The sequence below is a fragment of the Dongshaea marina genome (assembly GCF_003072645.1).
In the GTDB taxonomy this organism is placed as follows: domain Bacteria; phylum Pseudomonadota; class Gammaproteobacteria; order Enterobacterales; family Aeromonadaceae; genus Dongshaea; species Dongshaea marina.
This window is the reverse complement of sequence record NZ_CP028897.1, coordinates 3,376,369-3,393,689: the sequence shown is the minus strand read 5'-3', so window position 1 is coordinate 3,393,689 and position 17,321 is coordinate 3,376,369. Positions and strand designations below refer to the sequence as shown.

Annotated in this window: 11 protein-coding genes and 4 pseudogenes; 14 read left to right on the top strand and 1 reads right to left on the bottom strand. The window is 52.8% G+C overall.

What is annotated here, in order from left to right; all coding sequences use genetic code 11:
- The first annotated feature begins 4 nt into the window (after window positions 1–4).
- The 7 genes and pseudogenes from hscA (at window position 5) to DB847_RS15855 (ending at window position 6,031) form a co-directional block, all read left to right on the top strand.
- A pseudogene (hscA, locus tag DB847_RS26420) lies at window positions 5–1,851 on the top strand (Fe-S protein assembly chaperone HscA).
- A 2-nt stretch (window positions 1,852–1,853) separates the two neighbouring features.
- Entirely contained in the window at window positions 1,854–2,192 is a 339-nt protein-coding gene (gene fdx, locus DB847_RS15880) for an ISC system 2Fe-2S type ferredoxin (RefSeq protein ID WP_108651574.1), read from the top strand.
- 18 nt (window positions 2,193–2,210) lie between these two features.
- A complete protein-coding gene (iscX, locus tag DB847_RS15875; protein WP_108651573.1) occupies window positions 2,211–2,411 on the top strand; it encodes a Fe-S cluster assembly protein IscX in 201 nt (66 codons plus the stop codon).
- 65 nt (window positions 2,412–2,476) lie between these two features.
- A pseudogene (gene pepB / locus DB847_RS15870) lies at window positions 2,477–3,771 on the top strand (aminopeptidase PepB).
- A 131-nt stretch (window positions 3,772–3,902) separates the two neighbouring features.
- Window positions 3,903–4,328, top strand: a complete 426-nt coding sequence (ndk, locus tag DB847_RS15865) for a nucleoside-diphosphate kinase (RefSeq protein WP_108651572.1) — start codon at window positions 3,903–3,905, stop codon at window positions 4,326–4,328.
- 153 nt (window positions 4,329–4,481) lie between these two features.
- Window positions 4,482–5,063 carry an acyl carrier protein phosphodiesterase gene (locus DB847_RS15860; protein WP_108651571.1) on the top strand — a complete coding sequence of 194 codons (582 nt, stop codon included), beginning with the start codon at window positions 4,482–4,484 and terminating at the stop codon, window positions 5,061–5,063.
- A gap of 323 nt (window positions 5,064–5,386) precedes the next feature.
- Window positions 5,387–6,031, top strand: a complete 645-nt coding sequence (locus tag DB847_RS15855) for an outer membrane protein (RefSeq protein WP_108651570.1) — start codon at window positions 5,387–5,389, stop codon at window positions 6,029–6,031.
- Between the two features lie 45 nt (window positions 6,032–6,076).
- Here the strand turns inward: DB847_RS15855 and DB847_RS15850 are convergent, their stop codons facing one another.
- Complete coding sequence (locus tag DB847_RS15850; RefSeq protein ID WP_199911591.1) at window positions 6,077–6,409, bottom strand: hypothetical protein; 333 nt, start codon at window positions 6,407–6,409, stop codon at window positions 6,077–6,079.
- Window positions 6,410–6,839: 430 nt separating this feature from the next.
- Between DB847_RS15850 and murJ the strand changes: the two genes are divergently transcribed.
- From murJ to DB847_RS15815, 7 genes and pseudogenes are all read left to right on the top strand, one after another.
- Window positions 6,840–8,342 (top strand): murein biosynthesis integral membrane protein MurJ, encoded by a 1,503-nt coding sequence (gene murJ, locus DB847_RS15845; RefSeq protein WP_108651569.1) that lies wholly within the window; start codon window positions 6,840–6,842, stop codon window positions 8,340–8,342.
- Window positions 8,329–9,153, top strand: a complete 825-nt coding sequence (locus tag DB847_RS15840) for an aldolase/citrate lyase family protein (RefSeq protein ID WP_108651568.1) — start codon at window positions 8,329–8,331, stop codon at window positions 9,151–9,153. The genes murJ and DB847_RS15840 overlap by 14 nt, the downstream gene beginning before the upstream one ends.
- A complete protein-coding gene (locus DB847_RS15835; RefSeq protein WP_108651567.1) occupies window positions 9,150–9,707 on the top strand; it encodes a sugar transferase in 558 nt (185 codons plus the stop codon). Before DB847_RS15840 ends, DB847_RS15835 begins: the two co-directional genes overlap by 4 nt.
- Window positions 9,708–9,710: 3 nt before the next feature.
- Window positions 9,711–11,521 (top strand): annotated as a pseudogene (gene asnB, locus DB847_RS15830) (asparagine synthase (glutamine-hydrolyzing)).
- Window positions 11,514–12,776, top strand: coding sequence for a UDP-N-acetylglucosamine 2-epimerase (locus tag DB847_RS15825; protein WP_159084672.1), 1,263 nt, complete (start codon window positions 11,514–11,516; stop codon window positions 12,774–12,776). Before asnB ends, DB847_RS15825 begins: the two are co-directional and overlap by 8 nt.
- Window positions 12,769–14,703 (top strand): polysaccharide biosynthesis protein, encoded by a 1,935-nt coding sequence (locus tag DB847_RS15820; RefSeq protein WP_108651565.1) that lies wholly within the window; start codon window positions 12,769–12,771, stop codon window positions 14,701–14,703. Before DB847_RS15825 ends, DB847_RS15820 begins: the two co-directional genes overlap by 8 nt.
- Window positions 14,704–14,889: 186 nt before the next feature.
- Window positions 14,890–17,258 (top strand): annotated as a pseudogene (locus tag DB847_RS15815) (DNA polymerase II).
- The last annotated feature ends 63 nt before the right edge of the window (window positions 17,259–17,321 follow it).

The following is a 17,321-nucleotide window of genomic DNA, read 5'->3' as shown; positions in this document are numbered from 1 at the left end:
CAACATGACATTACTTCAGATCGCGGAACCCGGGCAAAGTGCCGCTCCGCATCAACACCGGCGAGCGGTCGGTATCGATTTAGGAACAACTAACTCTCTGGTCGCAACGGTTCGTAGCGGTGAAGCCGTTACCCTACCCGATCACTCGGGTCAGGTGATCCTGCCCTCGGTGGTTCGCTATGAGATGGACAGCATTGAGGTCGGAGCCAAGGCCAAGGCAAAAGCGGCACTTGATCCACATAATACAATCGTCTCTGTCAAACGCCTGATGGGGAAGGCGAGTGCCGATCTAAAGGATCAGCATCTTCCCTATGAGCTCAGTGGCGCCAGTGACCAGCTGGTCGAAATTCAAACCCGTCAGGGGCCGGTCAACCCGATCCAAGTCTCTGCTGAGATCCTCAAGGCCCTGGCTTCACGCGCCGAAGAGAGCCTGGGTGGATCCCTCGATGGGGTGGTGATCACGGTTCCCGCTTACTTTGATGATGCCCAGCGTCAGTGCACCAAGGACGCGGCCCGTCTGGCAGGCCTGCATGTGCTGCGGCTTCTCAATGAGCCGACTGCAGCCGCCATCGCCTATGGCCTAGACTCGGGGCAGGAGGGCGTCATCGCTATCTATGATCTGGGCGGTGGGACCTTTGATATCTCTGTGCTTCGCCTGAACAAGGGCGTTTTTGAAGTGTTAGCCACCGGAGGCGACTCTGCTCTGGGTGGGGATGACTTTGATCATGCCATAGTACAGTGGATAAGAGATGAACTTAAGTTGCCAGCCTCTGTGGATGCTCAGCAGCTGCGTACCTTGCAGCAACTGGCCTGCGAGGCCAAGCTGCAACTGACGAACCAGGCTGAGGTTGAGATCAATTATGCTGAGCAGCAGCTCACCCTGACCCGGCAGCAGTTTGAGTCACTGATCAAGCCACTCATTCAACGCACTATTCGCGCCTGCCGCCGTGCCCTCAAAGATGGGGGGTGAGTGCTGATGAGGTGCTGGAAGTGGTGATGGTTGGTGGTTCGACCCGGGTTCCCCAGGTCCGAGCCTCGGTTGCCGAGTTCTTTGGCCGGGAGCCATTGACCAGTATCGATCCGGATCGGGTGGTGGCGTTGGGCGCCGGGATCCAGGCCGATCTCCTGGTGGGAAATAAGCCGGACTCTGAGCTACTTCTGCTGGATGTAGTTCCCCTATCTCTGGGACTAGAGACACTGGGAGGTCTCACCGAGAAGCTGATCAGCCGCAACACCACGATTCCGGTGGCCAAGGCCCAGGAATTTACCACCTTCAAAGATGGCCAGACCGCGATGGCGATCCATGTGGTTCAGGGCGAGCGGGAGATGGTGAGTGATTGTCGCTCTCTGGCTCGCTTTGTTCTTAAAGATATTCCACCGATGGCGGCCGGAGCCGCACATATCCGCGTGACCTTTCAGGTGGATGCCGATGGACTCTTGTCTGTGACCGCCATGGAAAAATCGACCGGGGTACAAAGCTCGATCGAGGTCAAGCCCTCCTATGGTTTGTCCGATGAAAACATCGAAACCATGATCCGCGACTCCATCGCCCATGCTAAGGATGATGTGCAGGTCCGGATGCTGGCTGAGCAGCGGGTTGAGGGTGAGCGGGTGATCCTGAGCCTTGAGGCGGCCCTTAAGGCCCATGGTCAGGAGCTTTTGAGCGCCGAGGAGCGTCAGCAGATCGAAGAGAGTATGGCTATCCTGCGGGCTCGTTGCCTGGAGGAGGATACCGATGCGATCAAGGGTGCGATAGAAGCGGTCGACACTGCCAGTGCTGAGTTTGCTGCGCGCCGTATGGATCACAGTATCCGTGAGGCGTTGCAGGGTCAAAATATAGATAAGGTTTAACCATGCCAAAGATTACTTTTTTACCTCATGACGAGCTGTGTCCTGAGGGGATGGAGATTGAAGCTACCACCGGCGAGTCGATACTCGACGTTGCACTGCGAAATGGAATTGAGATAGAGCATTCCTGTGAGGGCTCCTGCGCCTGCTCGACCTGTCACGTGATTTTGCGTGAGGGAGAGGACTCCCTGAATGAGCCCGAAGAGCGCGAAGATGATATGTTGGACAAGGCCTGGGGTGTGGAGGCGACGTCACGCCTGAGCTGTCAGGCTAAGCTTGGCGATGAAGATATTGAGGTGGAGATCCCGCGCTACACCCTGAACCAGGTATCTGAACGGCATTAATTAAACAGGGAGAGGATGATGAGCCTGAGATGGACCGATTCACGTGAGATAGCGATCGAACTTGTTGAGCGCTTCCCCGATCTGGATCCCAAAACGGTGCGATTTACCGATCTGCATCAGTGGATTTGTGAGCTGGAAGAGTTTGATGATGAGCCGGGACGCAGTAATGAAGCGATTCTCGAAGCGATCATTCTTGCCTGGATGGATGAGGCGGATTGACAAAGCGGCTGCCATGCAGCCGCTTTTTTATACGGCTTAGAAAAATATAACAATAGGAAACAACTATGTACTCTGCGATCAGGGTTAAGTTATCGACTCAGCCTGCCTCGGTTGCCTGGGGTGAGTCTCAACTCGTGAGTTTTGGTGCAGAGCAAGCGTTTATTCATGTGGATTGTCAGGCTGATGATGCCTTGCGCCGGATCCAGATGGCAGGGCGTAAGCTCAGTGCTCAGGGGTTTAACAATGTTCGCCTGGATGGAGAGCGTTGGGATACCGAGCGCCGCTGGGCCTTTGCCAACGGATTTCGCACCGCCAAGGGCAATGAGAGCCTGGATTGGGGAGAGCTTGAGGCAAGTGAGCTCCAGGAGCTTAACGATCTTCAGCTGACCACCGACTGGGTACGTCGGATGATCAATGGGCAGCCCGACTGCATCTACCCCAGACACTGGCCCTTGAAGCTGTCGAGCTTTTGAATGTGGTGGCAGGGGATAAGGTGAGCTACCGCCTGATCCAGGGAAGTGAACTGCTGGATGAGGGCTTTGCCGGGATCCATGCCGTGGGTCGTGGCAGTGAGCATCAGCCGGTGCTGCTGGAGCTGGATTACAACCCGACCGGGAGCGATGATGCCCAGGTTGCGGCTTGCCTGGTGGGTAAGGGGATCACCTTTGATTCCGGAGGTTACTCTCTTAAATCAGCCGATGGTATGACGGTGATGCGCACCGATATGGGCGGCGCAGCGACTGTGACCGGAGCTCTGGCTCTGGCGATTCTCCGGGGGCTCAATCAGAGAGTCAGACTCTATTTGTGTTGTGCGGAAAACCTGGTTAGCAGTAATGCCTATAAGCTGGGTGATATCATCACCTATAAAAATGGCTTAACCGTTGAGGTGCTCAATACGGACGCTGAGGGGCGGCTGGTACTGGCAGACGGCCTTTTGGCCGCAGCCGAAACCGGGGCGCCGCTTATCATTGATGCTGCAACCCTGACCGGTGCAGCCAAGGTCGCGGTGGGTCGTGATTACAACGCCGTGTTTAGCCTGGATCCCGAGCTCTCACACCAGCTGCTGGATGCAGCGGCAGTTGAGCATGAGTTGGCCTGGCCATTGCCTTTGGCTCCCTGGCACAGCGAACAACTGAGCTCCTCTTTTGCGGATATGGCGAATGTGCACTCGGGAGAGGGGATGGCAGGCGCCTCGACGGCGGCGGCTTTCCTGTCGCGTTTTGTGCCTGAGGGAGTCCGTTGGCTACACATGGATCTTGCGGGATCCTACCAGAAGAGTGGTAACGAGCTGTGGGGCGTCGGTGCCAAGGGGCATGGGGTGCGAACTCTGGCGCGGGCGCTGCAAAATCTTTGTGACTGAGGGCTTCTCTTAGTGCAATAGGTAATGAAGAGCCAGGAGTGGCCGTTTACTCTGCCACTCCTGGCTCTCGGTGATTCATCAAAAAGAGCCCGCATGGGCGGGCTTTGTCTCAAGATAAAAGGAAGTTATAAATGGCGATTGAACGTACATTCTCGATTGTGAAGCCCGATGCGGTAAAGCGCGATCTGATCGGCACAATTTACCAGCGTTTTGAGGCGGCAGGCCTTAAGATCGTTGCTGCTAAGATGCTACAGATGAGCCGTGAACAGGCGCAGGGTTTTTATGCTGAGCATGATGGCAAGCCATTCTTTAATGATCTGGTCGAGTATATGACCTCAGGGCCTGTGATGGTTCAGGTGCTGGAAGGAGAGCAGGCGATTGCCCGTAATCGTGAGATCATGGGGGCAACCAACCCGGAGAATGCTGCGGCGGGGACGATTCGTTTCGATTATGCCCAGAGCCTTCAGGAGAACTCGGTGCATGGCTCGGATGCACCTGCATCTGCCTCTCGCGAAATCGCTTATTTCTTTACCGACAGCGAGCTGCACTCCCGATAGTTGCACTCCTGGCAGGCCGCCGCAGCGCAGGCGCTGCGGCTAGGCGCCTTCTATCCGTCACGCTCCGGATCGCGAGTAAAGGTTGCCAGGCTTCACTGGCTACAGTACGGTCAATAGCTCGATGATCCATTTTCTTTTACCGAGGCTTGAGCGATGAACTACCTGGTTCACTCCTATTTTTCGGGTGAAAATACTGACATAGCGATCGGGAACTTCATCGGGGATTTCGTGAAGGGAGATATTTCGGCCCTGAGCTACGGCGAAGATATAAAAAGTGGCTTGCTGCTGCATCGGGCGATCGACTCATTTTCAGACTCAAATAAACACTTCCTTATCAGCAAGCACCGACTGGACAAGCGGTTTGGCCTGTTCAGAGGGATCATGGTGGATATCTTTTATGATCACTTTCTGGCAAAAAACTGGAATGATTACTCTGAGCTAGCTCTTGAAGCCTTCACCAGCGATCTATATCAAACAATCGAGAGCAAAATAGATATTTTACCTCTCAGGTTTCAGCAGCTCTTCCCGTCGATCAAGGCCGATGACTGGCTGACCTCTTACCGGGAGCTGAGCTACATTGGGAAGGTACTTGAGCGGTTCTCAAAACACAGACTCAAAGGCAAGCACGATCTTTCTGCTGGGATCGCTGATCTGCAGAGTCACTATCAGGAGATCGAGGGTGACTTCACAGCCTTTATGCGGTTGATGTCGGAAAGGTTCGCAGCAAGAAGTTGAGACAGTCCTTAAACACAGTTACAAGTCACAGGCCCCTCACTGCAGAAACTGAGTTTAAAATATTTGTGTTTTCAAGACGATTTCAAAATAAAGCACATAAGAGCAAGATTTGAAACGCAGCTCACCCTTATCTTTCTTATGATCCCTCTCTCTGCGAAGACTATAGCGGACATCCCGCTTGCATAAGTACAAACTTGTCGCAGTGATTTGAGATATCGGGAACTTTTTAGTTTGTGGAGCCTAAGGCCCCATTTACTATCAGATTGTTTTTCCATTCCTATTGGTTTTTATCTTTATATTCACAATTAGATGGATGAGAGATCATGAAAAAAATTGCAGTGGTAGCAGCTCTGGCAGGAGCTATGGCTTGTGGTAGCGCCATGGCACAGGTGTCCCCCTATGTCGGCCTTAATTTTGGTGTAGGCGGAATGCAGATGGACGATATTCTATCTTCCAATATTGCTAATTCTAGTTCAGATGTCGGTGGCGCAGCTGGCGGGGTCAACGTTGGGTTTTTGGCAGGTCATACCCCATTTCAATATGGTGCAGAGATGGGCTATTACACCTATGCAGATAATACATACCATTACTCAAGTCCTTTCGGAAGTTTGCACGTGCTAAATGGTAAATATCAAGGCCACTACATTGACTTACTCGGGGTGGGTAAATATAGCTTCAGCAATGGTTGGAACATTTTTGGAAAAGCAGGTGCAGCTTATGTAACCCAAGAGCTCACTTTATCAAGTGATACTGTTTCAGGAGAATATGATAAGACTGAGCACAAGCTTCTTCCCAAGCTGGCTATTGGCGTTGGGTATGACTTTACACCTAACTGGAGTGCAAGTGTGGAGATGAGCCAGGTATTTGGTGATAAACCTGCTCAATTCGGCTCTGCTGGCTCTGAAGATGACTATAACAAGGTTGCCTCGGTGGGGATGCTGACCATGGGGGTTGCTTACCACTTCTGAGCCTGTTTGGCCCGCTTCGATGCGGGCCGTCGTCAACCCTCTACTCTACCTGCTTGGGTCAGGCTCAATCTCCCTCTCCTGACTCACCTCTTTAAGCTCAATTTTCAATGTGCCAAACCAGGAATAGATCCAAAGTCCGATGATGCAGGCGATCCATACCGTCAGAGTGAGAAAAATGGTCATCACAGGCCAGAGCAGTAAGCTTGTAAGTAAGCCCTTGACTCCGGTCACTATCTCGCCATTGAGATGAACCCAGCCAATCCCTATCAGGGCACAGATCCCAAAAAAAACCGAGGTCAGTAGCTGAAATATACCAATTCCTATGATCAGCAGTTTAAACAGGGAGAGTTTGGTAATTTTATGGGTGTGAACAATCATTTCCGATTCCTCATATTCAGTGCTCCCTAATATTGTAGGGTGCAACTTAGAGACCTGTTTAAATCTTATTCAAGTATATGCCGGCAGATGGACTTCACCTTCAGCAGGTGTCCGCACCGAATATCCTGTGAGCGCCTGGAGTCAATAGTTTGACTTCCGGGTGGATTTCTCTTGGTTGAGTGATCAGGGGAACTCTGGGTGAGGAGAAATATGAGGGGTACCAGTCCTAACTTCATGCTGCAGGGGCGATCGAGGCAGTATTAAATCGGATTCTTTTGTGTCTGGTATCAATATTGTATAGGATTTTTAACAGCACTAGAGAATGATGCTGGGAAGATGCCCACCATCGCCTTGGCGCTGGCAGACCAGACAAAGAGAATAAGATAAATCGAGTCTGTTGAAATACTTGGGGAACAGGGCATGGATAGCTATGTTTAAGGCAATTGTGATCTCGTCGCTTATCGTCAGTGGAGGCCTGTTACTGGGTCGCTGCTCAGGTTTCCTGCGAGAGATCCTGCTGGCATCGGTTTACGGAGTGTCATCCGGAGCGGATGTGGCGATCCTGATGTTAACCCTTCCGGATCTGCTGTTGAGTCTGCTGGTCGGTGGAGCGATTGGTGCTTCTTTGATCCCTCAGTTTGAGCGAAAGCCACAGCAGGCCCGGGCGCTGTGTTACCAGGTCAGTCTTCTACTGTTGCTACTCTTCACCACGGTTAGTGCCGGGGTGTTTTTGCTGGCAGGTCCAGTCGTTACGCTACTGGCCCCGGGTTTTGAAGCGGGGCAGCTGCAAAATGCCATTGAAGCGGTTCGCTATATCATTCCTCTGCTGCCTCTGACGGTGCTGTGCGGTGTGACTACGGCTTATCTTCATGCGCAAAACAAATTTCTTCTCCCAAGTCTCGGAACCCTGATCTTCAATGGCTGCGTGATCAGCGGGCTTATTTTCATGCAATTTGATAAGAGCCATTCCTTTGCACTGCTGGCTGGCTTTGCCCTGCTTGGCGCAGGGATACGTTACTTGTCGCAGCTGATACAACTGCGCCCATCATGGACACCGCTTTTGAGTTTAAAAACCTGGCTGCCGGATCGCTCGTTACTGCACCGTTACCTGCAGGCGATGTTTTCAACCAGCTTGCTGCTGCTGTTACCTGTGATTGGCCGGGCATTTGCCTCCTATCAGGGGGAGGGCTCAGTGGCCTTGTTTAACTATGCCTCTAAGCTGGTGGAGTTTCCCCTACTGATTGCGGTCTCCTTCCTGTCGATCGTGCTCTTTCCAAGGCTTGCCGCAAGTTATCAGGAAGACTCTGTGCTTCATGCCAAGCTAATCAAATATGGATTGCAGGCAACACTGGTCCTGGCGGTACTGATCTCCGCCCTGTTGGGGGCGATGAGCCTTGATTATACAAATCTGGTATTTGGTTGGAGCCTGAGCTCTCAGGATGTGGTGCAGATAGCGCATCTGTGCGCAATTGCCCTCAGTGGTTTCGTATTTCAGGCTTTGGCGTTGTTTTTGAGCGCCATCTTTAATGCCAGGGGAGAAACTCACAAGCCGATGCTGATCAACGGGTTTGGCACCCTGTGCCTGTTGCTCGCTTTTACTGTTTTTGCTGACAAGCTGACCATGAGTTCAATCCTGTGGATGATGGTCACGGCTTATGCCCTGATCGCCTGCCTGTTACTGCTGGCGGTGAATATTGAGTCGTTTCACTGGTCGATGCTGACTCAGGAGCCCGGTTTTTGGGGAGTGCTATTCCTCTGTGCCGCCTGTGGTTATGGGCTGATCTCCTGGTGGGGGAAGTTCAGTATTCACAGCGGCTGGTTGCTGCTGTTGGGGATGAGCGTAGGGGGGCTGTGCCTGATAGCGGTTGGTTGGGCACATCCCGAGTTCCGTACCAGACTAAGAGCATACTGGAGGGGTTATGGCAGAGTTTGATTATCTGTTTATCACCAATATCCCTCGGGTTGCCCGCACAGCTGAACTCAGTGGCGCCACCCGGATTGTCATTGATTTGGAACGTATCGGTAAAGAGGAGCGCCAGGGACGGGGCAAGACCCTGATCAGTGATCACTCGATTGAGGATATCCCCAGGGTCAAAGCCGTGCTGACTAATGCCGAGCTGCTGGTGCGAACCAACCCCCTGCATCCGGGGTATGAAGAAGAGCTTGAAGCAGTTTTGGCTTACCAGCCGGATCTCATCATGTTGCCGATGTTTACATCTGTCGATGAGGTCGTACGGGTGGGGGAGCTTATCGCCGGACGAGCGCGGTTTATCCCATTGCTGGAGACTGCAAGCGCGGCGGCGCAACTACCGGATATTTTGGCCCAGCCCCTTGTGGATGAGCTTTATATCGGTCTTAATGATCTGCATCTGAGTCAGGGACTGAACTTCATTTTTGAGCCCCTGACAAATGGCACTATTGATTTGCTGATCCCACAACTTAAAGCCTGGGGGAAGCCTTTTGGCATAGGAGGTGTAGCCAGAGTCGGCAAGGGGCTTATTCCGGGAGAGCAGGTCCTCGGCGAATACTCCCGCCTGGGCTCTCACTCGGTGATCCTGTCTCGTGATTTTCATGGTGACTATGAGCATCAGGATGAACTAGAGCCGGGAGTAAGCCTTCAGCTTGAGATTGAGAAGCTTGAGCACTTCAGGCTGCAGCACAAAGGGCGCTCCGAGCCCCGAATAAAGCAGGATCATCTGCAGTTTGTCCTGGCGGTCGAAGAGATTGTGAGGGCTCGCCCATGATCAAGCGAACCTTTGATCTCATTGTTAGCAGTCTTTTGATCCTGTTGAGCTCCCCTGTGTTGTTGCTGGCTGCGCTGTTGATCCGCCGAGATAGTGGAGGACCAGCCCTGTTCCGTCAGCAGCGGGTAGGGCTGGATGGTAGGCCATTTGAGATGCTTAAGTTTCGCAGCATGGTGGTGGACGCCGAGCGCAGGGGAGGCTATGCCACACAAACCGATGATCCCCGAATCACCAAGCTTGGGCGAGTTCTGCGCCGTACCAGTATTGATGAGCTTCCCCAGCTTTTTAATGTCCTGCGTGGCGAGATGAGTCTGGTCGGGCCAAGACCCAATGTTCCCGAGCAGAAAGCCGAATACAGCGAGGAGCAGTGGCGGCTGCGTCATCGGGTGCGTCCCGGGATCACCGGATTAGCCCAGGCAAGGCTTCGCTCCAGGGCCACCTGGGAGCAGCGCTTAGCACTGGATTTGGAGTATTGCGATCGGGCAGGCTTTTTTTACGATCTGTGGATCCTCGGTTTAACCGTCAGGCAGCTTTTCATCCGGGGAGGGAATTAATCCATGTGTGGGATTTTTGGCTACTTCAGTGCTCCTGATTCAGGGCTCACCCACAGCCAGTTGCTGGCGATGGGGCAGACCCTCTCACATCGTGGGCCCGATGGTATGGGGATATACCATCAACCCGAGCTTGGCGTGGGGCTTGGTAATCAGCGACTGGCTATTTTAGATGTGGAGCATGGTCAGCAGCCATTTATCTCGGATGATGGCTCCATTGTTGTGGTGCAAAATGGTGAGATTTTTAACTATCTTGAGCTGGCCCGGGAGCTCGCTGCTGCCGGATACAGCTTCCGCACTCAGTGTGACACCGAGGTGATCCTGGGGTTGTATCAGCTTGAGGGAATCAGCGCCCTTAACAAGCTCAACGGGATGTTTGCGATCGCCATCTATGATAGGCGAGAGCAGGCGCTCTACCTGGTTCGGGATAGGGTCGGTGAGAAGCCTCTGTATTATGCCTGGGATCGGCAGCTCCTGCTGTTTGGATCAGAGATCAAGGCCTTGTGTAGCGTGATGCCAAGGCCGGATCTCGATTACCTGGCACTTGAAGAGTTTCTGGCGTTTAACTATGTCCCCCCACCCCGGACTATGTTTGCAGGTATCAGGCATCTGCAACCCGGGTGCTACCTAAGGGTTGATGCCAATGGGATAGAGGAGCAGCGCTGGTGGGATCTCAGCCAGATCACCATAGAGAAACGCAGTGAATCCGAGTGGGTAGAGAAGTTTAACCAGACTCTTGAGGATGCGGTCCGGATCCGCCTGCGCTCTGATGTGCCTTTTGGGGCCTTCCTTTCAGGTGGGGTGGACTCCTCCTCAGTGGTGGGTTGGATGTCCCAACTGATGGAGCAACCGGTTCACACCTTTAGTATCGGTTTTGCCGAGCCTGAGTTTGATGAGTCACCCTTTGCGGCCCAGGCGGCTCAGCGCTTTGATACTATTCATCATTCTGAAGAGGTCGATAGCGATCTTCTGTCTCTATGGTCCAGGGCCATCTATCACTGCGATCAGCCCCATGGTGATGTCTCCTTCATGCCGACCTATAGGGTTGCAGAGCTTGCCAGTCGCAGGGTGAAGATGGTGTTGACGGGCGATGGCGCCGATGAACTGTTTGCCGGCTATGATAAGTACCTTAATTTTTTTACCGCACCGGAGCGCGCCGCAGAGACTCAGTCACGATTTCAAGCCAGTTACCTGGATAATCTATCCCTGTTTGATAATCCGGCGCGTTCAAGACTATTATCTGCTGAGCTCAAGGCAAGGCTCCCCGATGAAGATTGCAGACAAAGGGTAATTGAGCCCTGGTTTGACAAGGCTCAGGAAATGGATCGCATCAATCAGGCCCTCTATCTGGATACGCAGCTGCTTCTGTCCGGAAATAATCTGGTGAAACCGGACCGGATGGGGATGGCGGTATCCATTGAAAACCGCTCACCTTTTCTGGATCACCGTATGGTTGAGCTTGCTTTTGCTATGCCCGGAGAGCTGAAGTTGCGGGGGATACTACCAAATATATCTACAAAAAAGCGGTTGCTCCCCTGATTGGTAATGAGCTGACCTATCGGAAAAAGCAGATGTTCACCGTGCCGATTGGGCGATGGTTTTGTGGCAAGCTCAAGGGGATGAGCGAAGAGTTGCTGCTTGGGGAGCAAAGCCGCGAGCGGGGATTATTTGCAACAGATGAGCTGGCCAGAATGCTCAGTTGCCATCAGGCCGGTACCCATAACTATACCCGGGAGATCCGGGCCCTTATGGCCCTTGAGATCTGGTTTCGTGAGGTGTTTGATCCTCTGGGGGAGCGGGAGGCATGCGATGAGTAGCGGGCGACACAGGGTACTGTTTGTCACCTATGGGGGAGGCCATGTCAACATGGTGATCCCCCTTATCAAAGCGCTGCAGGCCAGGGAGGATTATGAGGTTCATGTACTGGGGCTGACGACCGCTTATCAGGTTTTAAAAGCCGAGGGGATTGAGGCGCTGGGTTATGTGGATCTGATCTGCTCATCCGATCAGCGGGCCATAGAGGTCGGGGCTAAACTTACCCAGGAAACGAGCTCCCATCCTCTGGTATCCCAGGCTGAATCGAGGGCTTATTTGGGGCTTAATTATCAGGTGCTTGAGGAGCGCTATGGTGAGAATAAGGCCGCTGAACGTTATCAGCAGCTGGGGCGAAAGTCGTTTTATCCCCTCTCTATTTTAAAAAGACTGCTCCTTAAAATTGAGCCTCAGCTGGTCGTCGCAACCAACAGCCCCCGCTCAGAAAAAGCAGCAATTGATGCTGCGACAGAGCTTGGGATCCCATCCATCTGCCTGGTTGATATGTTCGCGACCCAGGATATTCGTTGGATTGGTCAGCCTGGGTACGCTTCGCGTATCTGCGTACTGTCTGAGTCGGTCAAACAGAAATTTATTGAGGCGGGGCGGCACCATGACGAGGTTGTTGTGACGGGAAACCCGGCTTTTGATCGTCTCAAAGAAAAATCAGCTGAATTTGATCGGCAACAATATCGACTCGACCGGGGATGGAGCCAGGATGATAAGGTGATTCTATGGGCTTCGGGCATTGAACCAAGCACTCACCCTGCAACAGATGAGCAGGGTGATCCCGAACTTCCGAGAAAAATTGAGAAGATTCTTGAAACCATGGTCGGGCAGGAGCCAAATTTAAGAGCCGTTTTTCGCAGTCATCCCAATGATACTTACCTACCGATACCTTCGAGTAAAAGAGTCGAGCTTAGCTTCTCAGATGAGGATCTGTTCGAGCTCATCAGTGCTTGTGATTGTGTGATCGTGATGGCTTCGACGGTTGGGCTCCAGGCTGCACTGTTGAGGGTGCCTCTCATTAGTATCCGGTTGTCCATTCTGTCATTCATCATGCCTTATGATGAGTTGGGGTGGGCCCTGGGGGTCAGGCAGTTGGAGGATCTACCTGGTGCGATCAGGCGATCACTCATGGGGCAGGTGAATTACAGAGGATTACCTGAATACGGTCATGCCAGAGACAAGGTATTCGAGGTGATAGCGGAGCTGCTGGAAATACCACCGCAAGTGATACGGGAGAGCTGTGATGCTTGAGTCAATATTGGTATTACCAAGGGTAGTGAAACGCATCATCGCCCTGTTGTTTGACGCGGCTAGCATCTTGTTGCTCTATTGGTTTTGTTACTGGATCCGCTTGGGGGAGGAGGTTGAGATTCACTCGATCGCCCAATGGATGGTCGTTACCGCCGTTATCCTGCTGACTTTAGCCCTATTGATGCGCCTTGGCCTGTATAAAGTGGTGGTACGTTATGCGGGGGCCAGGATGGTATGGCTTTGCTTTATCGGTGCGGTGTTCTCAACGGCCGCCCTGATCCTTATCTCCTATTACAGTAAGTTGATGATGCCCAGAACCGTCCCCGTACTGTTTTTTCCCCTGATGCTAATCACCCTTGCGGGAGGGCGCAGCCTGATGCGTTTTCTGCTGACCCAGGGAGGCGAGCAAAAATACCCTGTACTCATCTATGGTGCCGGTGTTTCTGGTCGCCACCTGCATCTGTCTATGGGCCAGGGAGCCCAATATTATGTGGTAGCTTTTATCGATGATGACCATAAGCTTCACGGTGTTGAGATCCAGGGGTTAACTGTATATAGCCGTACAGAGATGGACAGCCTGGTTACCAGTCACAAGATTCATAAGGTTCTGCTGGCGCTTCCCAGTGCATCGAAAGCGCAGCGAAAAGCGATTATTGAGCGACTGGAGCATCTGGGATGTGAGGTGCTGTCGGTTCCAAGTACGGCGGAGTTGTTAAGTGGCAGTGCGGCCATCGATGAGCTCAAAGAGGTGAGTGTAGATGAGCTGCTGGGGCGGGATGCGGTGGCGCCGATTCCTGAGTTGTTATCGGCCAATATACAGGATAAAACCGTGATGGTGACCGGGGCCGCTGGCTCCATTGGATCTGAGTTATGTCGGCAGATCCTAAGATTAAAACCTGAGCGCTTGCTGCTGTTTGATCTCTCAGAGTTTGGTCTCTACAGCCTGGAAAAAGAGCTTGAGCAACTCAAAGCGCGTGAGCAGCTCGACGTACTGCTACTGCCGTTTCTTGGCTCGGTGCAAAACCAGAGCTATCTGCAAACCCTGATGCGGGAGTTCTCGGTTGATACGGTTTATCATGCCGCAGCCTACAAGCATGTCCCCCTGGTTGAGTACAACCTTATTGAGGGGATCCGCAACAATGTCTTTGGCACTCAAAGCTGCGCTCTCGCTGCGCTACAGGCCGGGGTTAAACGTTTTGTATTGATCTCATCGGATAAGGCGGTCCGGCCCACTAATTTCATGGGTGTAACCAAGCGCCTGGCTGAACTGGTTTTGCAAAACCTGGCAGTGACAAAACCTAAGACCTGTTTTTGCATGGTGCGCTTTGGCAATGTGCTGGACTCTTCGGGCTCGGTGGTTCCTCTTTTTCGGCGGCAGATCGATGAAGGAGGCCCTGTTACCGTGACACACCCTGAGATTATCCGTTACTTCATGACCATTCCGGAGGCCTCGCAGTTGGTGATCCAGGCCGGAGCCATGGGGAGAGGAGGAGAGCTCTTTGTGTTGGATATGGGGCGTGCGGTTAAGATTCTGGATTTAGCTAAGCGGATGATCCACTTAAGTGGTTTGCAGGTACGTGATGGTGAGCACCCTCAGGGAGACATTGAGATCCAGTTTACCGGACTACGCCCGGGGGAGAAGCTTTATGAGGAGCTTCTGATCGGGCGCTCAGTCTGTGGGACTCGGCATCCCAAGATCATGAGTGCTCAGGAGCAGAAGATGGGGGATCAAGAGCTTCTGAAGCTTTTATCTGAGCTGGACAGAGCCTGTGAATCCCTTGATCACCAGAGAATTCGTGAACTATTACTCAGTGCTCCGACAGGCTTTGAGCCCAGCGATGAGCTTTGTGATCTGCTGTGGCGTTTACGCCAGGATAGCAAGCAGCAGGGACAGGTTGTTTCTCTGCCATCCCGGGATAAAAATTAAAGTCATTCATCTTACCGGGAGTGTTTTATACGGCTTCTTCTTGATCATCTTCCCTGGTTCAGTATCCTGCTTCCACAAAGCAGCCCTACAATCGTCTCCTTGCCTAATAAATCCAGCCCGAAAAGACCGGGAGCATGGAATTTCGAGTAAGGGGCTTTGCTCTTTCAACCATTGGGGAAGCTCATAGTGAACATATCATCACAATCAAACCAGCAAGGTTTTCTGTTAACCCGCCATAGCTGGGATCGTGATGGCAAAGCCGAGCTTGTACTGTGGGTGAAGACCGATCAGGGGCCTGCCCGGTTAACCATCAAGGGGCAGGAGCCTCTGTTTTTTATCCGGGCGAGCGATCTGGATACAGTTGCCCGGTTATTTCGCCAGCAAAACTGGCAGGGGAGATTCAGAAGGCTCACTCTCAAGACTTTCGATGATGAGCCGGTTGTCGGCTGCTACTTTCCATCTATAGCTCTCTTTTATCAGGCGCGGGATCTGCTTGATGCCAACGCAATTGAGCATCTTGAGGCCGACATTCATCTCAGTGAGCGCTTTTTGATGGAGCGCTTTATCACATCTGCGGTCTCTTTTGAGGGGTTTTGTCAGCAGCGAACTGGCTATCTTGAGGTATCTGAGCCTCGTTGCACAGCCAGCGATTACCGTCCAAATCTTTCCTGGGTTTCTCTGGATATCGAGTGTTCTATGTCCGGGGAGCTCTACTCTATCGGTTTATTCAGTGAACTAGACCAGCGAGTGCTGATGATTGGCTCGGCTCAAGAGAGCTGTGATGGCTGCCATATTCAGTGGGTCGCTGATGAGAAAGAGTTGCTGCTCGCCTTGCTCGCTTGGTTCGAGCGCTATGATCCTGATCTGGTGTTAGGCTGGAACGTCATTAACTTTGACTTCAAGCTGTTGGTGGAGCGTGCGGCTCTGCATCGGGTGGCATTGTGTCTTGGACGAGGCGGGGCAAGGGTTAGCTGGAGGGCGTTTCGCGGCGAACCCGGAACAGGCGCCATCAGTATGCCCGGACGTGTGGTGCTCGATGGGATTGCAACACTTAAGAGCGCAACCTGGAGTTTTGCCTGCTTTAGCTTGGAGAGTGTTGCCCAGGAGCTTTTAGGGCGCGGCAAGGATATTGAGGATGTGGCCAATCGTGGCCAGAAAATAACCGATCTTTTCAATCAGGATAAAATCGCTCTGGCACGCTATAACCTTGAGGATTGTCGACTGGTCTGGGAGATCTTTGAGCACTGTGAGCTTATCGATTTTGCCATTGAGCGTGCGTCACTGACCGGGCTGGAAATGGACCGGGCTGGTGGCTCGGTGGCGGCGTTTAGTAACCTATATCTTCCGAGACTCCATCGGGGGGCTACGTTGCCCCAAACCTGCCTGAAGGGGGAGGGCTGGCAAGTCCCGGCGGCTATGTGATGAACTCTCAGCCCGGCTTATATCGCCACGTGCTGGTGCTGGATTTTAAGAGCCTCTATCCCAGTATCATCCGCACCTTTCAGATCGATCCCATGGGATTGATCGAGGGGTTAAAGCACCCCGAAGATGCCATTGAGGGCTATCGGGGAGCGCTGTTTTCCAGAGAGCGTCACTATCTCCCGGGACTTATCGAGACCCTGTGGGCTGCGCGAGACAGGGCAAAAGCAGACAAGAATAAGGCCCTGTCTCAGGCGATAAAAATCATCATGAACTCTTTTTATGGGGTTCTGGGCTCGGGAGGCTGTCGCTTCTATGATCCAAGGCTTGCCTCTTCGATTACCCTGCGGGGCCACTGGATCATGCAAACCACCCGGGAGTGGATCGAGCAGCAGGGATATCAGGTGATCTACGGGGACACCGACTCGCTGTTCGTCTTGATTGATAAGGACCAGGGAGATCAAGCCGATAGCATTGGCTCAGAGCTTGCTCAGTGGATCAACCAAAGCTGGCAGCAAAAGCTTAAAACCGAGTTTGCTCTGAGCTCCTGCCTGGAGCTCGAATATGAGACCCACTATCAGCGTTTTCTGATGCCGACCATCCGCGGCACGGATAAGGGCAGCAAGAAACGCTATGCCGGAGTTGTTCTCAACCAGGGAAAAGAGCAGCTGGTGTTTAAAGGGCTTGAGACGGTGCGTACCGACTGGACCGAGTTGGCGAAGGTATTTCAGAGCCGGTTGTATGAGCTGATATTCTTTGATCAGGATCCGGGGGCCTATGTTCAGCAGATGGTACAGAAGACCCGGGATGGGGAGCTGGATGAACTGCTGGTGTATCACAAGCGATTACGCCAGCCCCTGGCCGAATATCAAAAGAGCACGCCACCCCATGTGAAAGCGGCGCGGCTGGCCGATGAGGAGAACGCCAAAAGGGGATTACCCCTGCGTTATCAGCGCAAGGGGAGTATCGCTTATGTGATCACCCTCAGCGGCCCTGAGCCTGTGGAGTATCAACATTCACCGCTCGACTATCAGCACTATATCGAGAAGCAACTCCAGCCAATTGCCGATGCGATTCTCCCCTTCATTGGTCAGGACTTTGAGCGTCTGACAGGCCAGCAGTTGGATCTGTTTTAAACTCAGTGGTTAACTTAAACAGAGGAGCTCAACTTAAGTTGTGCCCCTTGCGTTGTTAATGGA

Bases quoted from the DNA above. Each gene is read 5' to 3' on its own strand.
- fdx (WP_108651574.1), top strand. From the start codon at position 1,854: ATGCCAAAGATTACTTTTTTACCTCATGACGAGCTGTGTCCTGAGGGG.
- iscX (WP_108651573.1), top strand. From the start codon at position 2,211: ATGAGCCTGAGATGGACCGATTCACGTGAGATAGCGATCGAACTTGTT.
- ndk (WP_108651572.1), top strand. From the start codon at position 3,903: ATGGCGATTGAACGTACATTCTCGATTGTGAAGCCCGATGCGGTAAAG.
- DB847_RS15860 (WP_108651571.1), top strand. From the start codon at position 4,482: ATGAACTACCTGGTTCACTCCTATTTTTCGGGTGAAAATACTGACATA.
- DB847_RS15855 (WP_108651570.1), top strand. From the start codon at position 5,387: ATGAAAAAAATTGCAGTGGTAGCAGCTCTGGCAGGAGCTATGGCTTGT.
- DB847_RS15850 (WP_199911591.1), bottom strand. From the start codon at position 6,409: ATGATTGTTCACACCCATAAAATTACCAAACTCTCCCTGTTTAAACTG.
- murJ (WP_108651569.1), top strand. From the start codon at position 6,840: ATGTTTAAGGCAATTGTGATCTCGTCGCTTATCGTCAGTGGAGGCCTG.
- DB847_RS15840 (WP_108651568.1), top strand. From the start codon at position 8,329: ATGGCAGAGTTTGATTATCTGTTTATCACCAATATCCCTCGGGTTGCC.
- DB847_RS15835 (WP_108651567.1), top strand. From the start codon at position 9,150: ATGATCAAGCGAACCTTTGATCTCATTGTTAGCAGTCTTTTGATCCTG.
- DB847_RS15825 (WP_159084672.1), top strand. From the start codon at position 11,514: ATGAGTAGCGGGCGACACAGGGTACTGTTTGTCACCTATGGGGGAGGC.
- DB847_RS15820 (WP_108651565.1), top strand. From the start codon at position 12,769: ATGCTTGAGTCAATATTGGTATTACCAAGGGTAGTGAAACGCATCATC.